Source organism: Limnohabitans sp. JirII-31 (assembly GCF_002778315.1).
GTDB lineage: Bacteria > Pseudomonadota > Gammaproteobacteria > Burkholderiales > Burkholderiaceae_C > Limnohabitans.
Genome location: NZ_NESA01000001.1, coordinates 553422 through 578274, shown reverse-complemented (window position 1 = coordinate 578274; position 24853 = coordinate 553422). Strand labels below are relative to the sequence as shown.

General features: G+C 56.4%; 14 protein-coding genes. 3 read left to right on the top strand and 11 right to left on the bottom strand.

What is annotated here, in order from left to right; genetic code table 11:
* Positions 1 to 7 precede the first annotated feature (7 nt).
* Positions 8 to 8179 carry an MBG domain-containing protein gene (locus B9Z41_RS02750; RefSeq protein WP_100144728.1) on the top strand — a complete coding sequence of 2724 codons (8172 nt, stop codon included), beginning with the start codon at positions 8 to 10 and terminating at the stop codon, positions 8177 to 8179.
* Positions 8180 to 8182: 3 nt separating this feature from the next.
* Here B9Z41_RS02750 and B9Z41_RS02745 read toward each other — a convergent pair whose 3' ends face one another.
* The 7 genes from B9Z41_RS02745 to rimP all read right to left on the bottom strand — a co-directional run bounded on the left by B9Z41_RS02745 (position 8183) and on the right by rimP (position 17620).
* On the bottom strand, positions 8183 to 9325 hold the full coding sequence (locus tag B9Z41_RS02745) for an enoyl-CoA hydratase/isomerase family protein (protein WP_100144726.1): 1143 nt from the start codon (positions 9323 to 9325) through the stop codon (positions 8183 to 8185).
* 96 nt (positions 9326 to 9421) lie between these two features.
* Complete coding sequence (typA, locus tag B9Z41_RS02740) at positions 9422 to 11239, bottom strand: translational GTPase TypA (protein ID WP_100144724.1); 1818 nt, start codon at positions 11237 to 11239, stop codon at positions 9422 to 9424.
* Positions 11236 to 12270, bottom strand: a complete 1035-nt coding sequence (gene truB / locus B9Z41_RS02735; RefSeq protein ID WP_100144722.1) for a tRNA pseudouridine(55) synthase TruB — start codon at positions 12268 to 12270, stop codon at positions 11236 to 11238. Before truB ends, typA begins: the two co-directional genes overlap by 4 nt.
* Entirely contained in the window at positions 12270 to 12641 is a 372-nt protein-coding gene (gene rbfA, locus B9Z41_RS02730; protein ID WP_100144720.1) for a 30S ribosome-binding factor RbfA, read from the bottom strand. Before rbfA ends, truB begins: the two co-directional genes overlap by 1 nt.
* Before the next feature lie 12 nt (positions 12642 to 12653).
* On the bottom strand, positions 12654 to 15524 hold the full coding sequence (gene infB / locus B9Z41_RS02725; protein WP_100144718.1) for a translation initiation factor IF-2: 2871 nt from the start codon (positions 15522 to 15524) through the stop codon (positions 12654 to 12656).
* 25 nt (positions 15525 to 15549) lie between these two features.
* Positions 15550 to 17034, bottom strand: coding sequence for a transcription termination factor NusA (nusA, locus tag B9Z41_RS02720; protein ID WP_100144716.1), 1485 nt, complete (start codon positions 17032 to 17034; stop codon positions 15550 to 15552).
* Positions 17035 to 17062: 28 nt separating this feature from the next.
* Complete coding sequence (rimP, locus tag B9Z41_RS02715; protein ID WP_100144714.1) at positions 17063 to 17620, bottom strand: ribosome maturation factor RimP; 558 nt, start codon at positions 17618 to 17620, stop codon at positions 17063 to 17065.
* Between the two features lie 279 nt (positions 17621 to 17899).
* Here rimP and B9Z41_RS02710 point away from each other — a divergent pair, with 279 nt between their 5' ends.
* A complete protein-coding gene (locus B9Z41_RS02710) occupies positions 17900 to 18421 on the top strand; it encodes a lytic transglycosylase domain-containing protein (protein ID WP_158236125.1) in 522 nt (173 codons plus the stop codon).
* Here B9Z41_RS02710 and B9Z41_RS02705 read toward each other — a convergent pair.
* Genes B9Z41_RS02705 through B9Z41_RS02690 form a run of 4 tightly spaced genes read right to left on the bottom strand, consistent with a single transcriptional unit; the run spans position 18418 to position 23968 of the window.
* Positions 18418 to 20052 (bottom strand): ABC transporter ATP-binding protein, encoded by a 1635-nt coding sequence (locus tag B9Z41_RS02705; protein ID WP_100144710.1) that lies wholly within the window; start codon positions 20050 to 20052, stop codon positions 18418 to 18420. The genes B9Z41_RS02710 and B9Z41_RS02705 overlap by 4 nt on opposite strands.
* The gene (locus tag B9Z41_RS02700; RefSeq protein WP_100144708.1) at positions 20049 to 21110 is read right to left on the bottom strand and encodes an ABC transporter permease; all 1062 of its coding nucleotides are present in this window, start codon (positions 21108 to 21110) and stop codon (positions 20049 to 20051) included. Before B9Z41_RS02700 ends, B9Z41_RS02705 begins: the two co-directional genes overlap by 4 nt.
* Positions 21076 to 22110, bottom strand: coding sequence for a microcin C ABC transporter permease YejB (locus B9Z41_RS02695; protein WP_100144706.1), 1035 nt, complete (start codon positions 22108 to 22110; stop codon positions 21076 to 21078). Before B9Z41_RS02695 ends, B9Z41_RS02700 begins: the two co-directional genes overlap by 35 nt.
* A 1-nt stretch (position 22111) precedes the next feature.
* Positions 22112 to 23968 (bottom strand): extracellular solute-binding protein, encoded by a 1857-nt coding sequence (locus B9Z41_RS02690; RefSeq protein WP_100144704.1) that lies wholly within the window; start codon positions 23966 to 23968, stop codon positions 22112 to 22114.
* A gap of 36 nt (positions 23969 to 24004) precedes the next feature.
* Here B9Z41_RS02690 and fabI point away from each other — a divergent pair, with 36 nt between their 5' ends.
* Complete coding sequence (gene fabI, locus B9Z41_RS02685) at positions 24005 to 24817, top strand: enoyl-ACP reductase FabI (RefSeq protein ID WP_100144702.1); 813 nt, start codon at positions 24005 to 24007, stop codon at positions 24815 to 24817.
* Positions 24818 to 24853: the final 36 nt, after the last annotated feature.

Sequence of the window (24853 nt, the reverse complement as noted above, 5' to 3'; positions counted from 1 at the left end):
AAAGACCATGAATCACATCTATCGCGTCATTTGGAACGCCTCGCAAGGCGTATGGCAAGCTGTCACGGAAGCCGCCACAGCACGTGGCAAGTCCACCTGCGTCAAAGCTGCTGGCACCGCCCCGGCAGTGAACCCTCAGCATCTCAATCTATGCATTGCGCGCTCAGTCTTGTTGTTCAGCATCGCTTGCTTGAGTGCCCATACACAGGCTCAAACCTTGCCCACGGGGGCCAGCATCGTGGCGGGCCAGGCCAGCATCAGTCAAAGCGGCAAGACGATGACCATCACCCAAAGCAGCGACAAATTGGCCACCAACTGGCAGTCATTCAACATTGGGCAAAACCACACCGTCAACTTTGTGCAACCCTCGGCATCGTCTGTGGCGCTCAACCGCGTCACAGGGGCTGACGTGTCCACCATTCAAGGTGCGCTCAATGCCAACGGACAGGTGTTTCTGATCAACCCCAACGGCGTGCTCTTCACCTCCACCGCGCAAGTCAGTGTGGGCGGACTGGTGGCCTCTACCTTATCGTTGAGTGACAAAGACTTCCTCAACGGCAACTACCAGTTCAGCAACAGCGGCAGCACATCAGCAGGTGCGGTCATCAACCAGGGGCGCATCACCGTCAATGGCGATTCAACGGGCGCGGGGGGAACCGTGGCTTTGATCGCGGCCAGAGTGGTCAACACAGGCAACATCACCGCCGACAAAGGCAACGTATTGATTGGCGCAGGCAATGCCGTCACGCTGGATTTGGGAGGCCCCGTCAAAATCAAGGTCAGCCAAAGCAGTGTGGATGCACTGATTGAACAAGGCGGTGCCATTCAAGCCGATGGCGGACTGATCTACCTCACCGCGCAAGCCGCAGGCGACTTGGTGGCCAGCAGCATCAAGCACACAGGCACCAGCCGCGCACAAACCTTGACCACAGGGGAAAAAGGCCAAATCTTTTTGATGGGCAGCAAGCAAACCAACCGCATTGACGTAGGCGGCACCTTAGACGCCAGCGCCCCCAACGGCGGAGACGGCGGCTTTGTAGAAACCAGCGCAGCGCAAGTACACATCAACGACAACACCAAAGTCACCACACTCGCAAGTGGCAACGCTGCCAGCGGTACTTGGCTGATTGACCCCACCGACTTCACAGTCAGTGCGGGCACAACTGGCCAGACATCATCTGGCATAGGGGCTACCACACTGCAAAACAACTTGGCCAACGGCTCGGTGTCGATTGCCACCGACAACGTGAATGGAATAGACAGTGGCAACATCAATGTCAACAGCGATGTGACGTGGAGCAGCACCAGCAACCTGACACTCAGCGCCTACAACAACATCTACATCAACGCCAACATCAAAAACACAAGTAGCGGCTCGCTCAACCTTGAATACGGTCAAGGCTCTGCCAACGGCACGATCAACGGCACTGCCGCCAGCTACCGCGTGCTCAATGGGAGCACCGTCACGCTCAGCGCGGGCAACCATTTCTCAACCCAACTAGGCAGCAATGCGGCTAACAAGAAGACGTACACCGTCATTACTGATGTAGCCAGCTTGCAAAATGTCCGCAACAACTTGTCTACCAACTACGCAATCGGCATGGATATCAATGCCAGCGCGACTTCTGGTTGGAATTTAGTCAGTGGCGTATACCAAGGCTTTAACCCTATTGGCACAAGCGGAACAAATGCTGGTTATGCAGGAAATTTTGCAGGTCTGGGGCATACCGTCAGCAACTTGACCATCAACCGCCCTGGTTCATCGTCCATCGGGCTTTTTGGCAAGCTTGAAAGCACTGCAAGCGTTCAAGATATAGGACTGACTTCGCTCAACCTATCGGCCAATAACACGGCCGGAGGATTGGTCGCTACCAACTACGGAGCCATCACCAACTCTTACGTCATAGGCACTTTAAATTCGTTAAACGGCACATTAGTCGCTGGGCTCGTAGGAGAGAACTTTGGAACGATCAATCGCAGCTACGCCAACATCGCACTCACAGTCACAAGTTCTGGCACTTACTACACAGCTGGCTTAGTAGGAAAAAACAACGGTGGAACGATCAACAACAGCTACGCCCTAGGGTCTTTGACTCTTAATGCTGTGGGTAATGGATTTGGTGGCTTGGTGGGATATAACACGGGAGTTATTCAACGAAGCTACGCAAACCTCACCCTCAAAGTTGTAAATAGTGGTGCCAACTACGGAATTGGCGGTCTTGTTGGAAACAATACCGGAGGAACTATTTCTAACAGTTACTCTTTGGGTTCTTTAACTGTCAACAATACGGGTGGCAACGCTTACGGTGGCCTCGCTGGCTACAACCAAAACAGTGCGAGCATAAGCAATAGTTATTCAGAGGTCGCTGTAACAGCACCCGCTTCTCAGCCCAGTTATGGGGCGGGTTTGGTTGGTCTAAATTCAGCCCAAATTTCAAACTCTTATTCGACAGGCTCTGTGAGTGGCAACCAGGCAGGTGGATTGGTTGCATCAAACAGCGGGGCCATCACCAATAGCTATTCAATAAGCTCCGTGACCGGGACTGGCAGTAACGGATTGGTTGTCATAAACGGTGGAACAGTCACCAACAGTTATTGGGATACCACCACTTCAGGCAAATCAACGAGCGCTGCAGGCACGGGCCTAACAACTGCGCAATTCAAAAGCATTGCCAATTATTCTGCGTGGACTACGACCAGCCAAACTGACGGTAGTGGCTGGGTCATGGTCGATACCGCTGGTGCGATCAACAGTGGAAACAACCTAGCCGGTCGACCCATCCTAGCGATGGAGTATTCCAATCAAATACGCACGACCAACCAACTCCAGCTCATGGCGTTGTCGCCAACGTCTAGCTACACCCTGTCTCAAACCATCAACGCCAGCAGCATGGGCAGCCCTGTCTTGCTGCAAGGTGGCGCACTCGACTTGGGTGGCTACGCCCTCACCACCGCCAATTACAAACAAACATCAGGCACATTGAGCAACGGCACGTTAACCGCCAGCAGTGGTTTTGATTTACAAGCCGGCACCGTAAGCGCCAACTTGACTGGCGCGGCGGCTCTGAACAAGTCGACCAGCAATACCGTCACCCTCAGCGGCACCAGCACCTATACAGGCGACACGACCATCAGTGATGGCACGCTGGTCCTGTCTGGTACAGGCAGCATTGCGGCCTCGTCGGGCGTGACAACCTCCGGCTCTGGTGTTCTGGATATTTCTGGCACCACCAGTGGTGCCAGTGTGGCTTCGCTCTCGGGTACTTCAACCGCCACCACCGGGGTGGTGCTTGGCAGCCAAACCCTCACGCTGAGCAATGCGTCGGGCACTTACGCTGGCGTCATCGGTGGCACGGGTGGCCTCACTTTGACAGCGGGCCTAGAAGCACTCTCGGGCACCAACACCTACACCGGCGGCACCACCATCAGTGGCGGCACGCTGCAAGTCGGCAATGGCACAGCAGGCTCGCTCAATGCCACAAGCGCGGTGACAGTGGCCAGCGGTGCCACGCTGCGCCTCAACGAGGCGACGGGGTCGAGCTTTGCGAATACGGTGACCGACAACGGGACGGTCGATTTTGCGCAAAGCGGCACGCTGACTGCTTCGGGTGTGATCTCAGGCGCAGGCGCACTCACCCAGTCGGGCACGGGCACCACCACCCTCACCAATACCAACACCTACAACGGCACCACCACAATTTCTAACGGAACGCTCGCCCTGTCTGGCACAGGCAGCATCGCTGGCTCGTCGGGCGTGACAACCTCCGGCTCTGGTGTTCTGGATATTTCTGGCACCACCAGTGGTGCCAGTGTGGTTTCGCTCACGGGGACTTCAACCGCCGCCACCGGGGTGGTGCTTGGCAGCCAAACACTCACGCTGAGCAATGCCTCGGGCACTTACGCTGGCGTCATAGCTGGCACAGGCGGCCTTACTTTGGCTGCGGGCCTAGAAGCCCTCACCGGCGCAAACACCTACACCGGTGACACCACCATCAATGGTGGAAAGCTACAGCTAGGAAATAACACTGCTGGTTCACTCTCTGGGTCGAGCAAAGTGATGGTAGCCAACGGCGCGACATTCTTGCTTTACCAAGCAACGGGTGCAAACTTTACGAATACAGTGATTGATCAGGGCACAGTGACATTCACTCCAAGTGGGACCTTGACAGCTTCGGGTGCAATTTCGGGCTCGGGTTCACTCATCCAGTCTGGCACAGGCACCACAACACTCACCGGTGCAAACACCTACAGCGGCAGCACCACGGTCAATATCGGCACCCTGCAAGTCGGCAATGGCACAACAGGCTCGCTCAATGCAACAAGCGCGGTGACAGTAGCCAGCGGTGCCACGCTGCGCCTCAACGAGGCGACAGGGTCGAGCTTTGCGAATACGGTGATCGACAACGGGACGGTTGATTTTGCGCAGAGCGGCACGCTGACTGCTTCGGGTGTGATCTCAGGCACGGGTGCACTCACTCAGTCGGGCACGGGCACCACCACCCTCACCAACACCAATACCTACAACGGCACCACCACAATTTCTAACGGCACGCTGGCACTGTCTGGCACAGGCAGCATTGCGGCTTCGTCGGGCGTGACAACCTCCGGCTCTGGTGTTCTGGATATTTCTGGCACCACCAGTGGTGCAACCTTGGTCTCTTTGACGGGCACTTCAACCGCCGCCACCGGGGTGGTGCTTGGCAGCCAAACACTCACGCTGAGCAATGCGTCGGGCAATTACGCTGGCGTGATCGGTGGCACCGGTGGCTTGACCGTGGCTGCGGGCAGCGAGACGCTCTCGGGCACCAACACCTATCAAGGAAGCACGAGCATTACGGCTGGAAGTTTGATCATTCAAAACGATAACCCCAGCACAGCAAGCAGTAGCTTTTCTGGCTCCGGAAAATTGGTGATCGAGTCCAGTAACAGCAGTTTTGCTAATAGCTTTGACAGCAGTAGTTGGGCACTTGGTTCTTTAGGCGGCTTACGTATTGGTAAAAGTGGCAACACTGCCGACTTGACGATCAATCGTGCGTTGAGCATGACAGGTGATATCAACCTCTTCGGTGGCAACGTCAGCATCAACCAAGCCATCACCAACCCTAACAACACGCTGTCGATCACGGCCGCGGGAAATGTCACGCAAAGTGCTGCACTGGTAAGTAATACGCTGGTGATTTTGGGTGCTAACACAGTGACCTTGAACAATTCAAACAATCAAGTCAATACATTGGCAGCCACTGGCGTGGGCACCTTTAACTTTTTAAACAATGGCGCATTGAGCATTGGCCAATCAGGCGGGGTAAGCGGAGTTGCATCTAGCGCAGCGGTGAACATCAGCACCCGGACAGGCGATCTGAGCGTCAACGCCAACATCACCACAACAGACAGCAGCACAAGCGCTGTCACACTCAACGCGGGCAAGGATGCAATAGCAGGCACAAGCAGTGGCGGCAACTTACTGATGGCTAATGGCAAAACCATCACCGTCGGTACTGGTGGACGTGCTGTGTTGTACACCGGCAGCGTTAACGACAGCACGGGTCTGAGCAACTTGGCAGTTTCAGGCAGTGGGCACTATCGCTACAACAGTGATGAAAGCGAGACGAACTACAGCACAGTTTTAGGCACCGGTTTGTATGCCGTGTATCGTGAGAAGCCTACCGTCATACTGAGTGGCAGTCAGGCCGCGATTTACGGTGATGCGTTACCCACACTTCAAGCAACTGTGACGGGTACGAAAAATGGGGATAGCAACACTGATTTAAGCATGGTGTCCCCAAGCTACTCTGTATCTAGTTATCTCAATGCTGGGCAATACAGCATCACCAGCACCAATTTGGCGAGCCTTGGTTATGCCGTGCAAAACACCACATTCACCGTCAATGCCCGCCCCATCACCGTCACGGGCAGCAACGCCAGCCGTGTTTATGGCGACAGCAACCCCACTTTGAGCTACACCGCAGAAAGCGCTGGCACCAGCCGTGGCTTGGTGGCGGGCGACAGCCTGATCGGCGCTGTGAGCACCAGCGCGACAAGCGCGAGCAGCAAAGGCAGTTACGACATCACGCAAGGCAGTCTGACCAACACCAACAACAGCAACTATGACATCAGCTACACCAACGGAACTCTGACCGTCAATGCACGTCCCATCACCGTTTCAGGCAACAACGCCAGCCGTGTCTATGGCGACAGCAACCCCAGCTTGACCTACACCACCGAAGCCGCTGGCACCAGCCGTGGCTTGGTGGCGGGCGACAGCCTGATCGGCGCTGTAAGCACCAGCGCGACGAGCGCGAGCAGCAAAGGCAGTTACGACATCACGCAAGGCAGTCTGACCAACACCAATAACAGCAACTATGACATCAGCTACACCAACGGAACTCTGACCGTCCATGCACGTCCCATCACTGTGTCTGGCGTGAGTACCAACCGTGTCTATGGCGACAGCAACCCCAGCTTGACCTACACCACCGAAGCCGCTGGCACCAGCCGTGGCTTGGTGGCGGGTGACAGCCTGATCGGCGCTGTGAGCACCAACGCAACGAGCGCGAGCAGCAAAGGCAGTTACGACATCACGCAAGGCAGCCTGACCAACACCAACAACAGCAACTATGACATCAGCTACACCAACGGAACTCTGACCGTCAATGCACGTCCCATCACCGTTTCAGGCAACAACGCCAGCCGTGTCTATGGCGACAGCAACCCCAGCTTGACCTACACCACCGAAGTCGCTGGCACCAGCCGTGGCTTGGTGGCGGGTGACAGCCTGGGCTTGAGTGGTTCGCTTGTTACTGACGCCACGGCCTCCAGCAGCAAGGGCTCGTACGACATCGCGCAAGGCAGCTTGTCCAGCAGCAACACCAACTACGACATGAGCTATGCCAAAGGCACGCTCACCGTCAATGCACGCCCCATCACCGTCACAGCCAACAGCCTCAGCCGTGTCTACGGTGACAGCAACCCCAGCTTGACCTACACCACCGAAGCCGCTGGCACCAGCCGTGGCTTGGTGGCAGGTGACAGCCTGGGCTTGAGTGGTTCGCTTGTTACTGACGCCACTGCCTCCAGCAGCAAGGGCTCGTACGACATCGCGCAAGGCAGCTTGTCCAGCAGCAACACCAACTACGACATGAGCTACGCCAAGGCCACGCTCACTGTCAATGCACGTCCCATCACTGTGTCTGGCGTGAGCACCAGCCGTGTCTATGGCGACAGTAATCCCAGTTTGACCTACACCGTGCAAGTCGATCAAGGCGTTGCTAACACCACCAGTCGTGGCTTAGCCTCTTTGGATGGTGCTTTTGAAACCCTTTCCGGCTCAGTCACTACAGCCGCGACGAGTGCCAGTAACAAGGGCATCTACGACATCACACAAGGCAGTCTCACAAACGCCAACAACGACAACTACGCCATCACCTACAGCGCTGGCACGTTGACCATCAATGCGCGGCCCATCAGTCTGGTGGGTACACGAACCTATGATGGCTCCACAGTCGTCAAGGCCAGTATTTTCAGCTTAAGCAATTTGGTCAATAACGAAGACTTGGTGCTAAGTGGCAGTGGCTCCGTAGCAAGTCCATTGGTCGCGGCTGGAACGCAAGAGGTGAATTTAGGCAGCTTGGCACTCAACGACAGTAACAATGGCACCGCCAGTAATTACACGCTCCTTGGAGGTAGTTACTTAGCAACCATCACAGGCCCTAATGTCAGCCCAGCCATCAGTACGGCCTCAATCACCATCGCACAACAAATCGCCAAAGTTAGCACGGCATCGACTAATGCGCCAACTCTAGGCTTGCCCCTGGCTCCAACACCTGCAAGTGCGCCAGCAATAGCTGTGAATACCGCCACTAGCGGTGGATCGAGCGTTCAAACATCAACGGTATCGACAGCTGTCACCACCAATACCAACGATGAACCAACCGTTCAAGCTTCAGCGGCAACACCGGCGACCACTGTCATCACCGTGTCCGCACCTTTGGCCCAGCCTCAAGTCCAAGCAGAGGTATTTGTCGGCGGACTGTTATTGGTGAGAGCGCCTGCAAACACCAATCTTTCAGAAAATAACGTTGCCTTATTACAAGCGGGGCCTAGCAATGTAGTGAGAGATTCTGGACGGGATGCAAATGGCTTCATGCGCATCAAAGTCACCAGTGGCGGCATCCGTGATTGATGATCAAACCAGATGACGCAACGGATGGCTTTGGCTCGGCCATGGGCTGACAAAAAACGTTGCCACCATCTCAGGCGTGACATCTTCGATGCGCTCGGGCTGCCACTTGGGTTGACGGTCTTTGTCAATCGCCAAGGCACGAATGCCCTCCACGGTTTCTGTTTGTGTGCCACGTCGCTGGAGGTGATCGGTGTGAAAGCAGTGACGCACCAAGTCGCGCTCCATGCGCAAATCATCGGCCAAGCTCAAGTGCCTACCTCGGCGTATTTGCTCAAGGCTGACCGCCAGCATGAGCGGCGAGCGTTGTCGCAGTGCCTGCAAGGTGTGTGCAGCCCAGCCCTCGGCTTGACCAGCCGCCAAGCGCGTCAAAGACTGAACCATTTCTCCCACACTGGGCAACGCAAACACGCTGTCGAGCTGCGCGTCGTGCCAACTCGGCCTTGCGGCGTTTTGCACAGTACATGCTCCTTGCAAATTTTCTGCTTGCGCTTGCAGACCTGCCAACAAAGCCTCGCCACTGCTCCAGTTGGGGTTGCTCAAGGCGTCCCATAAGGCAGGCAAAGCGTCTGAGGGCAGGCACACATCGGCCAAGCCGACGGTCAATGCATCGGTGCCGTGCAACAGTTGACCAGTGAGGGCTAAGTATTCACCGCTGTGGCCTGGGCAGCGGCTTAAGAAATAACCACCGCCCACATCTGGAAACAAACCAATTTGGGTTTCTGGCATGGCCATCAGGGTGCGCTCTGTGACCACCCGCAAAGCAGCCCCCTGACTGATGCCCATACCTCCGCCCATGACGATGCCGTCCATGAACGCGATGTAGGGTTTGGGATAGTTCTGAATCAAATGGTTGAGGCTGTATTCCTCGGTGAAGAAGTCTTCCAGCGAGGCATCGCCCGCCAAAGCCGCTTGATGGAAATAACGAATATCGCCACCTGCACAAAAAGCACCGAAGGGGCCTTGCTTGTTGCTGCCTCTTACAGCCACAGCCCACACCTGCGGGTCGTGTTGCCAGTCGATGAGCACCTGGGTAAGTTCACGCACCATGGCCAGTGACAAGGCATTGAGCGCCTGCGGGCGACTAAGCGTGATCAAGCCCACGTGGCCGACACGCGCATGGGATACATCGGATGTGAAGCGATTCATACAAGCTCCTGTGGCCTCATGCGTCGAGGCTTGTGAAAAAGCCGAAGGATCAACCTTCGGCTTTTTGTCATTCCGGGGCCTTGGAGCCCAGGGTGTTTACTTGTTGCGCTTGCGCTCGTGCTCTTTCAAGTAGCGCTTGCGCAGACGCACGCTCTTGGGCGTGATCTCGACCAATTCGTCGTCCTCAATGAACTCGACGCCGTATTCGAGCGTGAGGTCAATAGGCGGCGTGATCTTGACCGCATCTTCTTTGCCAGACACACGGAAGTTGGTAAGCTGCTTGGTGCGCGTGGCATTGACCACCAGGTCGTTGTCACGGCTGTGGATGCCCACAATCATGCCTTCGTACACAGGGTCATTGGCCTTGACGAACATGCGACCACGGTCGTCCAGCTTGCCCAAGGCGTAGGTGAAAATTTCACCATCGTCCATGGAAATCAGCACACCGTTTTTACGACCACCGATCTCACCTTTGTGAGGCTCGTAGCTGTCAAAGATGTTGGAGATCAAGCCTGAGCCACGGGTCAAGTTCAAGAACTCGTTGGTGAAACCAATCAAACCACGGGCAGGAATGCGGTATTCCAAACGCACGCGGCCACGGCCATCGGGTTCCATGTTGACGAGTTCGCCTTTGCGCTCGCCCAGAGCTTGCATGACACCCCCTTGGTGGGTTTCTTCAATGTCGGCAGTGACCAGCTCAATCGGCTCGTGACGCTCGCCATCGATGTCACGGTACACCACGCGGGGCTTGGACACAGCCAACTCATAGCCTTCGCGGCGCATGTTTTCCAGCAAGATGGTCAGGTGCAATTCACCGCGACCCATCACTTCGAACACGCCCTCTTCATCGGTTTCTTTGACGCGCAAGGCCACGTTGTGTTGCAGTTCTTTTTGCAGACGGTCCCAGATTTGACGGCTGGTCACAAACTTGCCTTCACGACCGGCCAAGGGGCTGGTGTTGACGCAGAAGTTCATGGTCAGCGTGGGTTCGTCCACCTTCAACATCGGCAGCGGAGCGGGGTTCAAAGGGTCGGTGATGGTCACACCAATGCCGATGTCGGCAATGCCGTTGATCAACACGATGTCGCCTGGGCCTGCTTCGCTGGCTTGCACGCGCTCCAAACCTTGGAAGGTCAACACTTGGTTGATGCGGCCTTTGACGGTCTTGCCATCTGGGCCTTCCATGACCACCACATCCATCATGGGCTTGATGGTGCCTTGGCTGATACGGCCCACGCCGATGCGGCCCACGAAGGTAGAGAAATCAAGTGCGGAGATTTGCAGTTGCAATGGCGCAGCTGGGTCGCCTTTTTGTGCAGGCACGTGCTTGAGCACGGTGTCGAACAGGGCCGACATGTCGGGGCCCCACTGTTCACCAGGTGCGCCTTCTTCGAGCGAGGTCCAACCGTTGATGCCGGAGGCGTACACCACAGGGAAATCGAGTTGCTCGTCGGTGGCACCGAGTTTGTCAAACAAGTCAAAGGCTGCGTTGACCACAAAGTCAGGACGGGCACCGGGCTTGTCCACTTTGTTGACCACCAAAATAGGACGCAGACCCAAGGCCAAGGCCTTTTTGGTCACGAAACGGGTTTGGGGCATGGGCCCCTCTTGCGCATCGATCAACAGCACCACGCCGTCGACCATGGACAGGGCACGTTCCACCTCGCCACCAAAGTCCGCGTGGCCTGGGGTGTCGACGATGTTGATGTGGGTACCTTGCCAGCTCACGGCGCAGTTCTTTGCAAGAATGGTGATGCCACGCTCGCGTTCGATGGCGTTGTTGTCCATCACGGTGTCGACCACTTTTTCGTGTTCGGCAAAGGTGCCCGATTGACGCAGCAGCTGGTCCACCATGGTGGTTTTGCCGTGGTCAACGTGGGCAATGATGGCAATGTTGCGGATTTGTTTACTCATACTTCACTCTCCAAGATTGATTGAATTTCGATGGGGCTCAACAAACGCCCCGGAATCAGTTCACCGGCAGTCACATGCGCCGTGCCCAACAGGGCACGCGGTGTTTGGCCGTACACGGCGGTGCGCGCACAGTCGGGCCAAGCACCACGACGGCGCACGCCGCTTAAAAATTTCCCTGCATCTTCGGGTGCCAGGGTGACAGGCGTGTGTCCCCCAAGCAAAGCATCCACGGGCAACAAGCGCGCTTGTCGATCAGGCTCGGGCAAGGCCTCTAAATCGCTCAGGCTGATGCACTGGTCTGCCAGGAAGGGGCCGGTCACCGTGCGACGCAACGCGCTCAAATGCGCACCACACCCGAGGGCCAGACCAATGTCTTCGCCCAAGGTGCGGATGTACGTGCCTTTGCTGCATGTCACGGTGATCTTCAAACGACGATGGCCGTTGTCTGGTTCGATCTCTTGCAGGCTCAAGGCATGGATGGTGACTGGTCGCGCTTCGCGCTCGACTTCAATGCCTGCACGGGCGTAGTCGTACAAGGCTTTGCCATCTTTTTTCAAGGCACTGTGCATCGGAGGCACTTGGGAGATCGGTCCCGTGAATTGTTCTTGCACGGCCTGCAACTGCTCGGGCGTGAAGTCGACGGATTTTTCGGCGATCACATCGCCCTCGGCATCTGCGGTGCTGGTTTGAATGCCGAGCACGGCAATGGCTTCGTAAGATTTGTCAGCATCCAAATGGAGTTGGCTAAATTTGGTGGCTGCACCAAAACACAAAGGCAATACACCGGTGGCCAGCGGATCCAGCGTGCCAGTATGGCCCGCTTTTTCGGCGCGCAGCAACCACTTGGCCTTTTGTAAGGCATCGTTGCTGGAGAGTCCGTAGGGCTTGTCCAACAGCAACACCCCATGCACAGGGCGTCGCTGCACCCTGGTGCGCGGCGCGCGAGCATTGCCCCCACGTTCACCCACTTCGTGTGGTTCTCTGCCCCCCAAGGGGGCCTTCGCACCTTGGGGCGGCCCGGCGGTGCTCATCAATCTTCCTTAGCTTTGGAAGAAACGGCCTTGGCAATCAAGGCGTTCATGTCTGAGGCATGCTCGGGCGTGCGGTCAAAGACAAAGTGCAAGGTAGGTACCGTGTGAATGTGCAAGCGCTTGAACAAGCCATTGCGCAAGAAACCTGCCGCTTGGTTGAGGCCTTCGGCACACGCTTTGGCGTCGCCGTTGAGCACGCTGAAGTGCACTTTGGCATGGGCGTAATCGGGCGTAACTTCCACCCCTTGCAGCGTGACCATGCCCACGCGCGGATCTTTCAATTCGCGCGCGATCAACTCGGCCAGATCGCGTTGGATCTGGTCGGCCACTTTGAAACTGCGGTTGGGGCTGCTACTCGGTTTACGTGCCATACCAATGACGCTTTACAGCGTGCGTGCAACCTCTTTGATTTCGAAGAACTCCAACACATCGCCTTCGACGATGTCGTTGTAGTTCTTGATGGTCAAACCGCACTCGAAGTTTTCTTTGACTTCTTTGGCGTCGTCTTTGAAACGCTTCAAACTGTCGAGTTCGCCCGTGAAGACGACCACGTTGTTGCGCAACAAACGCAGCTTGGCCGTGCGACGCACCAAGCCCGAAGTGACCATACAGCCCGCAATCGCACCGATCTTGCTGACGCGCAGCACTTGGCGGATTTCGGCGGTACCGATGACTTCTTCTTTTTTGTCTGGTGTGAGCATGCCCGACATGGCGGCTTTGAGTTCATCCACAGCGTCATAAATGATGTTGTAGTAACGAATCTCCACGCCATTGCCTTCGGCCAACTTGCGCGCACCGGCATCGGCACGGGTGTTGAAACCAATCACCACAGCTTTGGATGCAATGGCCAAGTTGATGTCACTCTCGCTGATGCCACCCACAGCGGCATACACGAGTTGGACTTTGACTTCGTCTGTCGACAACTTGAGCAAAGAAGCGGCCAAGGCTTCTTGTGAACCTTGCACGTCGGCTTTGACGATGATAGGCAGCATCTTCACGTCACCCGAGGTCATGTCCGAGAACATGTTCTCGAGCTTCGACGCTTGTTGCTTGGCCAGCTTGGTGTTGCGCACCTTGCCTGCACGGTAAGTGGCAATCTCGCGGGCACGACGTTCGTCGGTCATGACCATGAACTCATCACCTGCTTGAGGAACCTCGGTGAGGCCTTGGACTTCCACCGGAATGGAAGGACCTGCCGACTTGATGGGCTTGCCGTTCTCGTCGAGCATGGCGCGCACGCGGCCAAAGGTTTGACCTGCCAAGATGACATCGCCCGCGCTGAGGGTGCCCGACTGAACCAGCACCGTGGCCACAGGACCACGGCCTTTGTCCAAGCGCGCTTCGATCACCAAGCCTTTGGCCATGGCGTCGACAGGTGCTTTCAATTCCAGCACTTCGGCTTGGAGCAGCACTTGCTCCAACAACTCGTCAATGCCTGCGCCGGTTTTGGCCGACACCAACACAAAGGGCGACTCACCGCCGAACTCTTCAGGGACCACCTCTTCGGCCACCAGCTCGCCCTTGACGCGCTCTGGATTGGCACCGGGCTTGTCAATCTTGTTGACGGCCACCACGATGGGCACACCCGCCGCTTTTGCGTGTTTGATGGCTTCTTTCGTTTGGGGCATCACGCCGTCGTCGGCCGCCACCACCAAGATCACAATATCGGTCGCCTTGGCACCACGGGCACGCATGGCCGTGAAGGCCTCGTGACCCGGTGTGTCCAGGAAGGAGATCATGCCGCGTGGTGTTTCCACGTGGTAGGCACCAATGTGCTGGGTAATGCCGCCAGCTTCGCCAGAAGCGACTTTGGCACGACGGATGTAGTCCAGCAACGAGGTCTTGCCGTGGTCCACGTGACCCATGACCGTGACCACAGGCGCGCGGGTGACCGCGTCGGCGTGGTGTGCCGAGGCTTCTTCTTCGGTGAAGGCCTCCGGGTCGTCCAGGGCTGCCACGATGGCTTTGTGGCCCATTTCTTCCACCAAAATCATGGCGGTGTCTTGGTCCAAGGGCTGGTTGATGGTGGCCATCTGGCCGAGCTTCATCAATTGCTTGATCACTTCAGAGGCCTTGACTGCCATCTTATGCGCCAATTCGGCCACGGTGATGGTTTCGGGCACGTGCACTTCGATCACGCGTGCTTCCACGGGTGCCGAATTGCTGTGGTTGTCATCACGACCCCCACGTTGCTCACGACGACCACGTGGACCGCCACGCCAGCTGTTGCGCCCCACACCACCGCTGCTGTCACCGCGGGTTTTGATTTCTTTTTTCTTGGCTTGTTCGTCGGCCCAGCTTGATGACAGCTTGGCGCTCTTGACTTCTTTGTTGCCACCGGGTGCTGTGGGTGCACCGGGCGCAGCAGGTGCGCCTGGACGTGCCACGGCGCCTGGGCTTCCCGCCGGCTTGTGCAGGGTGCCTTTCATGGCAGCTTTGGCAGTTTCAGCCGCGGTGGGTTCGGGCTTTTTAGCCACCATCACTTTTTGCGGCGTGCTCATCATGGCGCGAATGGCTTCGGCTTCAGCCAAGGCTTTGCGACGGCGTGAATCCAAATCTTTGGCGCGTGCAGTCTCTTCATCGGCGCGTGCTTTGGATGCAGCGGCCGCTTGTTCGCGTGCAGCTTCTTCAGCTTGGGCTTTGCTAGCAGCTGCAGTGTCTTCCACGACAGCAACAGGCTCGGCCGAAGCTGGTGCCTCAGCAGCTTTTGCGGCTTTTGCAGCTTCGGCAGCAGCTTTGGCCGCTTCGGCTTGCGCGCGCTCTTGGGCTTCTTGCGCTTCGCGTTGGCGACGCTTTTCAGCCAGCTCTTCTTCTTGGCGACGAATCAACTCAGCCTGACGGCGAGCTTCTTCTTCGCGACGGGCCAATTCAGCTTCGTTGATGAGCGGTGCAGCGGGTGCAGCCGCTTCAACCTCGTGCACAACAGGTGCCGGTGCTTCCACTGTATCGGGCTCGTCACGTTTGACGAAGGTGCGTTTTTTGCGCACTTCTACCTGGATGGTGCGGGCTTTGCCCGAAGCATCGGCCTGTTTGATTTCGCTGGTTGACTTTTTTACCAAGGTGATCTTTTTACGATCAGCGGCCACGGTGCCGTGGCTGGCTTGCAAATGGCTCAACAGCTTTTGTTTGTCGCCTTCGGTCAGCGCATCATTGGCCGAAGATTTGGACACGCCTGCTGCGCTCAATTGCTCAAGCAAGGTGTCGGTTGATTTTTTGAGTTCGTTCGCAAACTCGGCAACGGTCGTACTGGACATATATCGTGGTTCCTCTCCATGACCGTTACTCTTGACCCGCGAACCAATGTTCGCGTGCCTTCAAGATCAGGGCTTTGGCCTCTTCTTCGCTTTGGCCGGTGATGGCTGTGAGCTCGTCTACGGCCAAATCGGCCAAATCGTCACGGGTGTGAACACCGCCCTCTGCCAACTTGGCAATGAGGTCAACGTTCAAACCCTCCAAGTCGCGCAGATCTTGCGAGACTTCTTCGACGCTCTCTTCGCGTGCAATTTCCATGGTGAGCAACGCATCTTTAGCACGTGCGCGCAGCTCATTGACGGTGTCTTCATCGAAGCTCTCGATTTCGAGCATCTCTTGCAGAGGCACATAAGCCACCTCTTCCAAGCTGGTGAAGCCCTCTTCAATCAGGATGTCAGCCACCTCTTGGTCCACGTCCAACTTGGCCATGAACAAGGCACGCATGCCATGTGTTTCGTCGGCTTGTTTTTGTGCCGACTCGGCAGCGTCCATGATGTTGATCTTCCAACCGGTCAGGTCAGAGGCCAGGCGCACGTTTTGACCGCCACGGCCAATCGCGATGGCTAGGTTTTCTTCGTCCACCACCACGTCCATGGCGTGCTTTTCTTCGTCCACCACAATGGAGCTGACGTTGGCAGGGGCCAAGGCACCGATCACAAACTGTGCAGGATCCTCACTCCACAACACGATGTCCACGCGCTCGCCAGCGAGCTCGGTGGTGACCGCATTCACGCGGGTGCCGCGCACGCCAACGCAAGTGCCGATGGGGTCCACACGTTTGTCGTGTGACACCACAGCGATTTTGGCGCGCGAGCCAGGGTCGCGGGCGCACGATTTGATTTCGAGCAAGCCTTGCTCAATTTCAGGCACTTCTTGGCGGAACAGCTCCACCATGAATTCAGGTGCCGAGCGCGACAAGATGATGGGTGCGCCACGCAAAGTCAGGTCCACATCCATGATCATGGCGCGTACGCGGTCGCCATTGCGCAGGTTTTCTTTGGGGATCATCTCGCTGCGACGCAAGCGGCCTTCGACACGGCCGGATTCAACAATGATGTCGCCCTTGTCCATGCGCTTGACGGCACCGACAAAGATTTTGTCGCCACGTGACATGAAGTCGTTGAGCAGCATCTCGCGCTCTGCATCGCGGATCTTTTGCAAAATAACTTGCTTGGCCGCCATGGCGCCAATGCGGCCAATGGGCAAGGACTCGATCGACTCTTCGATGTACTCACCCTCCTCCGCATCAGGCACACGCTCGCGTGCATCCATCAGCAGTTCTTCGGCTTCTGGGTTTTGCAAACCGGCAGCGTCAGGCACCACCAACCAGCGGCGGAAAGTTTCGTAATCGCCCGTGTCGCGGTCCATGGCCACACGAATGTCCACCTCACCCTCGTAGAGCTTTTTGGTGGCTTGTGCCAATGCAGATTCAACTGCACCAAACACCACATCGCGCTCGACGTTTTTCTCGCGCGAGATGGCTTCAACCAACATCAACATTTCGCGGTTCATGACGACTACTCCTTCTCAAGACCAAAGTTCAACGGGGCTTTTTGCCCTTGAAATCCACAATCGGTGCCAGACGTGCTTCACGCAACTCGTCCAACGTGAAACCCAACGCATGCAGCGGGGTCTCGGCTCTTTTTTGACTGATCTTTTGACCGGGCTTGGCTTTGGGCGCGTCACGCCAAGTGATTTGCCAGCCAAGGCCGTCGTCCGTACGCTCCAAGGTGCCACGGAATTTTTTGCGATTGGCTGCCACCTGACCGGCAGCAGCAACGCCCATAGGTGCTTTGAGCGTGAGGTCAACTTCTTCGCCGACAAAGCGCTCAAAGTCCGCCTGGTGGCGCAAAGGCCGATCAATGCCCGGTGAGGACACTTCCAAGCGCTGGTACTCCACCCCATCCACTTCCAGTGCAAACTGCAACTGACGGGTCACGCGCTCGCAATCCTCGACGTTGACAAATTGAACTGGCGTCTCTGGCGTCCAAGGCAAGTCAATCGTGATGCGCAACAGCCCCCCGGCAGAGCGTTCAATCTCTACCAAGTCGTAACCTAAACCTGTCACAGTTTGTTCTACTATTTGCTGCAAAGCCACGTCGACAAAAGCCCTAAGTTCAAAGAATCAAAAAACAATCGACCAAAAAAAACGGGCGGTAATTACCCGCCCGTTTGGTCGTGAAGCGCTCATTGTAACGTCTAAATGCTTGATTTGCAAAGAGATTGTTAGAAAAGAACCGCCAACACACAATCCCAATGCAAGCGAGGCGCCCAAACGCCTCTGATCGCCGGACGTGGATAAAAACCATCGGGCTCATGGACAATGCATCCATTAGCATTCAATCCAGAGGCCTGCCCGCCGCTTTGCCCCCACACCATGCGCACGCATTCCCCGTTATCGCTTGCTCGCCTGATCACATGGATCTTGCTGCTGTGGGTCATGGATCTCGCCCATGGCCAAGCGCCACAGGCACCACGGGCGTTCAGCACCGAACAAGAACGCTGCATTGTTCCTGCCGCACAGTTTCACCAAGTGAACCATGATGTGTTGCGTGCCATTTTGCGGGTGGAAACTCGTTTGAATCCAGGTACCGTGACGCGCAACACCAACGGCACCCTTGACGTGGGTATGGGGGGCATGAACTCAAGCAATTTTCCTGAACTTGCCAAGCATGGTGTAGCGCCCGAACATTTGTTGGATGCATGCGTCGCAAGTTATGTGGCTGCTTGGCATTTGAAAAAAAACATCGCCAAGTATGGCAACACATGGTTTGGTGTTGCCGCTTATCACTCGACCACGCCATATTTCAACCGCCGCTATCAAGCGCTGCTCTACAACGAACTGGTCAAAAGCGGCACTTTAGAGGGCGCTTTGTTGCCTGTGCCACCGCTGCGCTAACGCGCAGCCGCCACCAACAAGCGTGTGTAGGCATGTTGAGGCTGATCCAATACCGCGTCGACCGTGCCAGACTCCACCACTTGCCCGCCTTGCATGACCAGCACCTGATGAGCCATGGCGCGCACCACGGTCACGTCGTGCGTGATGAGCAAATAGCTCAATCCACGTTCGCGCTGTAAACGTTGCAGCAACTCAAGCACTTGTTTTTGAATGGCCACATCCAAGGCACTGGTCGGCTCGTCCAACACCAGCACCTCAGGATCGACCACCAGAGCTCGCGCGATGGCCAAGCGCTGGCGCTGGCCGCCTGAGAACTCATGGGGATAGCGTTGCAACAAGCCCGGAAACTCTGACTCGGTCAAACCCACGGCAGCCAGGGTGATGAGCAGGCGGCGCAAACAGCCCAGCTCATCGAGTTGTGGGTTGTGCAAGCGCAGGCCCTCGGACACCAGCTCCTGCACATTCATGCGTGGAGACAAAGACGAGAACGGGTCTTGAAATACCACTTGAACTTTGCGTCGCAAGGCCAAATCTTGACGAGCACGCCCTGACCATGCCTGACCGTCAATGGTCAGCGTGCCTTCGCTAGGCAACAGCCCTAAGGCAGCCAACGCCAAGCTGGATTTGCCCGAACCAGACTCGCCCATCACGCCCAAGGTTTGGCCAGCACGCAGCACAAAATCAAGGCCATGAACCGCCACAAACTCGCCGCGCCCCAGCCAACCTCGCCAGCCACCACGGGTCACCGGGTAGGTCACGCGCAAGTTGTTTGCTTGCATGCACACAGGCGCATCGTCACGTGCAGCCAACACGTCCCGTGGTGCGTGGCTGTCGATCAGGCGTTGCGTGTAAGGGTGTTGGGGACGTTCGAGAACCTCCGACACCTGCCCTGACTCCACCACCTGTCCTTTTTCCATGATCAAGACGCGGTCAGCAAAACGTCGTACGGCTTGCAAATCGTGGGTGATCAGCAAGACCGACATGCCGTAGCGCTGTTGCAAACTATCGAGCAGATCCAAAATCTGGCCACGCAATGACACGTCCAGCGCCGTGGTGGGTTCGTCGGCCACCAATAGACGCGGACGACACGCCAAGGCCATGGCAATCATGACGCGCTGGCGTTGCCCACCTGAGAGCTGATGCGGGTAGTTGTGCGCACGTCGCTGAGGCTCTGAAATGCCAGTGTCTGAGAGCAGGCGAATCACCTCAAACCAGGCCTCATCACGCAACATGCCGCGCTTGAGTTGCAGCACTTCGGCAATTTGATCGCCGACCGTGAACAACGGATTCAAGGCGGTCATGGGCTCTTGAAACACGAAAGCAATGTCTTGGCCGCGAATGGCTTCGAGTTCACGTGCTTTGAGTTTCAACAAGTCACGGGTTTGAATCTCGTCCGTAGACACGGCTGCCAAGCTTGCCGCATCTTGCGGTGTCCACAAGCAGCGCCCAGACAAGGCCGCACCTTCCACCAGACGAACCAGACTGAGCGCCGTGAGGCTTTTGCCAGACCCGGACTCCCCGACCAGGGCCAACTTCTCGCCATGTTCGATGTTGAAGCTGATGCCGTGCACCACCTCGGTGGCACCGAATGCAATGTGCAAATCGCGTACTTGAAGCAAGGGCAGTCTCATCGCTCGGCCTTTCTGGGGTCGAGCGCATCGCGCAAACCATCGCCCATGAAGGTCAACAACATCAAGGTCACCACCAACACGGCAAAGGTGGAGAGCGAAATCCACCACGCATCGATGTTGTTCTTGCCTTGGGCCAACAGCTCACCCAGGCTGGGTGTGCCCGGAGGAACGCCCAAACCCAAAAAGTCAAGCGAGGTCAGCGCCAAGATGGCCGCACTCATGCGAAATGGCAAAAAAGTCACCACCGGTGTCAAGCTGTTGGGCAGCACGTGACGCCAGATGATTTGGCGATTGGACAACCCCAGGGCACGCGCCGCACGCACATAGTCGAGCTGGCGATTGCGCAAGAACTCAGCTCGCACATAGTCCGACAAGCCCATCCAACCAAACAGCCCCAGCAAGACCAACAGCAAGGTGATGCTGGGGTCAAACACGGCCGAGAAGATGATGAGCAAATACAGCTCCGGCATGGCACTCCAGATTTCGATGAAGCGTTGCATGGCCAAGTCTGTTTTGCCCCCAAAGAAGCCTTGCAAGGCCCCTGTCAACACCCCGAGCACCGTGCCAAACAAGGTCAACGCCAAGGCAAACAACACCGAGATGCGAAAGCCGTACAGCAAGCGCGCCACCACGTCGCGGCCACGGTCATCCGTGCCCAGCCAGTTGTCACGCGACGGTGCAGCAGGATTGGGCTCTTTCGCAAAGTAGTTCAGGGTGCTGTGGTGGTAAGGGTTGGGTGGGTACAGTGCCCAGTTGCCAGGTTGCGCAAATTGCCTTTGGATGAAGGGGTCTAAAAAATCGGTCGGGGTGGAAAAATCACCGCCAAACGTGGTTTCTGGCAAGGTTTGAACGATGGGGGCATACCAGCGGCCTTGGTAGCGCGCGATCAATGGTTTGTCGTTCGACAACAGCTCGGCAAAGAGGCTCAACACGAAGATGAAGACGAACAAACACAGGCTGTAAAAACCCAAACGGTTGCGGCGAAAGCGTTGCCAAGCACGTTGGCTGGGTGATTGAGGGGTGTTAGTCGAATTTGACACGTGGGTCCACCCAGACATAACAAAGATCACTGATGAGCTTGGTGAACAAGCCAATCAATGTGAACAGATACAAAGTCCCCAGCACCACGGGGTAATCACGACGCATCACGCTCTCGTAGCTCAACAGGCCCAAACCATCGAGCGAGAACAAGGTCTCGATCAACAACGATCCAGTGAAAAAAGCGCCAATGAAAGCCGCCGGAAAACCCGTGACCAAGGGGATCAAAGCATTACGAAACACATGGCGCCACAACACGCGACGCTCGGACAGGCCTTTGGCACGTGCAGTCAGGACGTATTGCTTGCGAATTTCTTCCAGAAAAGCGTTTTTTGTCAGCATGGTGGTGACAGCAAACGCGCCCAACACGCTGGAGGTGACAGGCAACACGATGTGCCAGAGGTAGTCCACGATGCGCGCCCCCCAATGGAGTTGCTCCCAGTTGGCCGAGGTCAAGCCTCGCAGTGGAAACCACTGCAATTGACCGCCGAACACGACCAGCAAGGCGACCCCAAGCACAAAGCCTGGAATGGCATAGCCCGTCAGCACAAGCAAACTGGTGAGCATGTCAAAGTGAGAGCCCGCGCGCACGGCTTTGGCAATGCCCAAGGGAACCGAGATGAGGTAACTCAAAAAGAAGGTCCACAGTCCCAAGCTGATGGAGACCGGCAGCTTTTCACGCACCAGATCCCACACATCTTTGGGATAGAAAAAACTTTTACCCAAATCAAAACGCGCAAACTGTTGCAACATTTGCCAAAAGCGCTCAGGGGCTGGTTTGTCAAAGCCATAGAGCTGTTTGATTTCTTGAATCCGTGCCGCGTCAACGCCCTGACGCCCTCGGTATCCAGCGCCACTGGCAGCAGCGCCCTCGCCTCCGCTGTCACGACCTTGCAGCTGAGACACCATTTGCTCCACCGGTCCACCAGGGACGAATTGGATGACGGCAAACGTCATCAGCAACACACCAAACAAAGTAGGCACCATGAGCAATAAACGTTTGAGGATGTAGCTGAGCATGTCAGGGTTGTCCTCTTGTTTCAGCCGCTAATGTGGCTTGGTTATCACGCGTGGCCCACCAGGTAGACACAGCCCAAGCCTCGGGCTGGTAATAACGAGGGGTGACCGCAGGTTGTTCGAAGCGCCCATTGCGCCAGGCCACACGATGCACACCGCCATACCAATGGGGAACAGCGTAATGACCGTGGCGCAACACGCGGTCTAGGGCACGCACAGCCGTGATGAGTTGTGGCCTGGTCTTGGATGAAATCACCTTCTCGAGCAAAGCGTCTACGGCGGAATCCTGGATGCCCATGAAATTGCCAGAGCCCTCAGTGCCTGCTGCTTTGGAGCCAAAGCGTTCCATCAGTTCGGTCCCCGGCGATTCACTGCCCACATTGCGGTTGCTGATGATTTCAAAATCAAACACGTCCAAACGCTTTTGCAAGACCGCAAAGTCGATGACTTTGTAATTCACCACAAAGCCCAGCTTCTCCAAGTTTTTGGCAAACGGTGTGACCACACGCCCCATCGCACCGGAATTGTCCAAAAACTCCAAGGTAAACGGCTCACCTTGCGCATTGCGCAAAGCACCCTCTCGGTAGGTCCACCCAGCCTGCGCCAACAACGCTTTGGCTTGGCGCAAATGGTCTCGCAAAGACTGGCCCGACGCAGGGTCGATTTCGGTGCGTGGCGGCATCGGCACAGGTGCACTGAACACCTCAGGTGCAAGCTGTGCACGCAAAGGCGTGAGCAAAGCCAACTCGGCGGCGTCAGGTAAGCCCGTGGCTTCGAAATCACTGGCCACAAAGTAGCCGCGCACGCGCTGGTAAGCGTTGTAGAACAGTTGGCGATTCATCCACTCAAAGTCCATGGCCAACCCAATCGCTTCGCGGACACGCACATCTTGGAATTTGGGCAAGCGGGTATTGAACAGAAAGCCCTGAAAGTCACCGGCATTGCCGTGTTTGAGTTCGCGCTTGATGAGCTGACCGCTGTTGAAAGATTTGCCTGTGTACGCGCGCGCCCATTCGCGTGCCACAAACGACTGGATGAAATCAAACTCTCCGGCCTTGAAACCTTCCAACTGAGCCGTGTTGTCTTTGTAGAGTCGGTAGGTGATGCGATCAAAATTGAACAGCCCACGCCGTACGTTCACATCGCGCGCCCAATAGTGTGGATCTCGGTCATAGCTGATGTCGCGGCCAAACACCACGCGCCCGATTTTGTAAGGACCACTGCCAATCGGCAGATCTGTGACGATTTTGTCCAGCGGTTGAGACACACCTTCTTTCATGCCCCATTTCTGACTGAACACAGGCAAGTTGCCAACGATCAAAGGCAACTCAGGATTGGCGCGTGCAAAGTCAAAGCGCACCGTGCTGAGATCGATCACTTTGGCGCCGATGACTTCTGCGTACAAGGTTCGAAATTGTGGTGCGGCTTCTTTGCTGGTGAGCTTGTCAAATGAGTACTTCACGTCACTGGCCAACACAGGGTCACCGTTGTTGAAGCGCGCCTGAGCGCGCAAGCGAAAGGTGACGGAGCGTTTGTCACTCGACACGCTGACATCTTCTGCCAGCAAACCATAGGCGGTGGTGGGCTCATCCAGGGTGCCGGTCAGCAGCGTTTCAAACACCAAGCCTGACAAACCAGGCGCAGCATTGCCTTTGAGTGTGAACGGGTTGTATTTGTCAAAGCTTGACAACCGTGTGGGCGAGACCAACACCAGCTCCCCACCCTTGGGCGCGTCGGGGTTGACATAGTCAAAGTGATGAAAGGTGCCGGGGTATTTGACATCGCCAAATTGTGCGTAGGCATGCCCGGCCCAGGACGGCACACAAGCCCATAAAAGCAACAAATACAGCAAACCTCGCATGCGACAATTCTGCAAGATTTTTTCGGAGCTCCATTCATGACTGCACACACAGGTTTTCTCGCTGGTAAAAAACTACTCATCACCGGCGTGTTGTCCAACCGTTCCATCGCTTATGGCATCGCCAAAGCCTGTCATCGCCAAGGTGCTGAGTTGGCTTTTAGCTATGTAGGCGAGCGCTTCAAAGACCGCATCACCGAATTTGCCGCAGACTTTGACTCGAAGTTGATTTTTGATTGCGACGTAGGCGATGACGCCCAAATTGATCAGTTATTCAAAGACCTGTCGACCCATTGGCCCACCTTTGATGGCTTTGTGCACAGCATCGGTTACGCACCGCGCGAAGCCATCGCGGGAGATTTCTTGGACGGCCTGAGCCGCGAAGGTTTCAAAATCGCACACGACATCAGCGCCTACAGTTTCCCTGCCATGGCCAAAGCAGCCCTGCCCTACCTCAACGACAACGCAGCCGTGTTGACCTTGAGCTACCTAGGTGCGATTCGCACGGTCCCCAACTACAACACCATGGGTTTAGCCAAAGCTTCGCTGGAAGCTTCGGTGCGATATCTGGCTGAGTCTTTGGGTGCCAAAGGTCGTGGCTTGCGCGCCAACGGCATCAGCGCAGGTCCCATCAAAACCTTGGCAGCCAGCGGCATCAAGGGCTTCGGCAAAATTTTGAGTGTGGTCGCCGAGGCTTCCCCCATTCGTCGCAACGTGACGATTGACGATGTGGGCAATGTGGCGGCATTTTTGATGAGCGACCTGGCTGCCGGTATGACGGCTGAAATCACCTATGTGGACGGGGGCTTCAGCCAAGTGGTGGGCGGTATTGCCGAACCTACTGGCGAATAAATCCAGCACCTCAGATCACAAAAAAGAGCGCCGAGG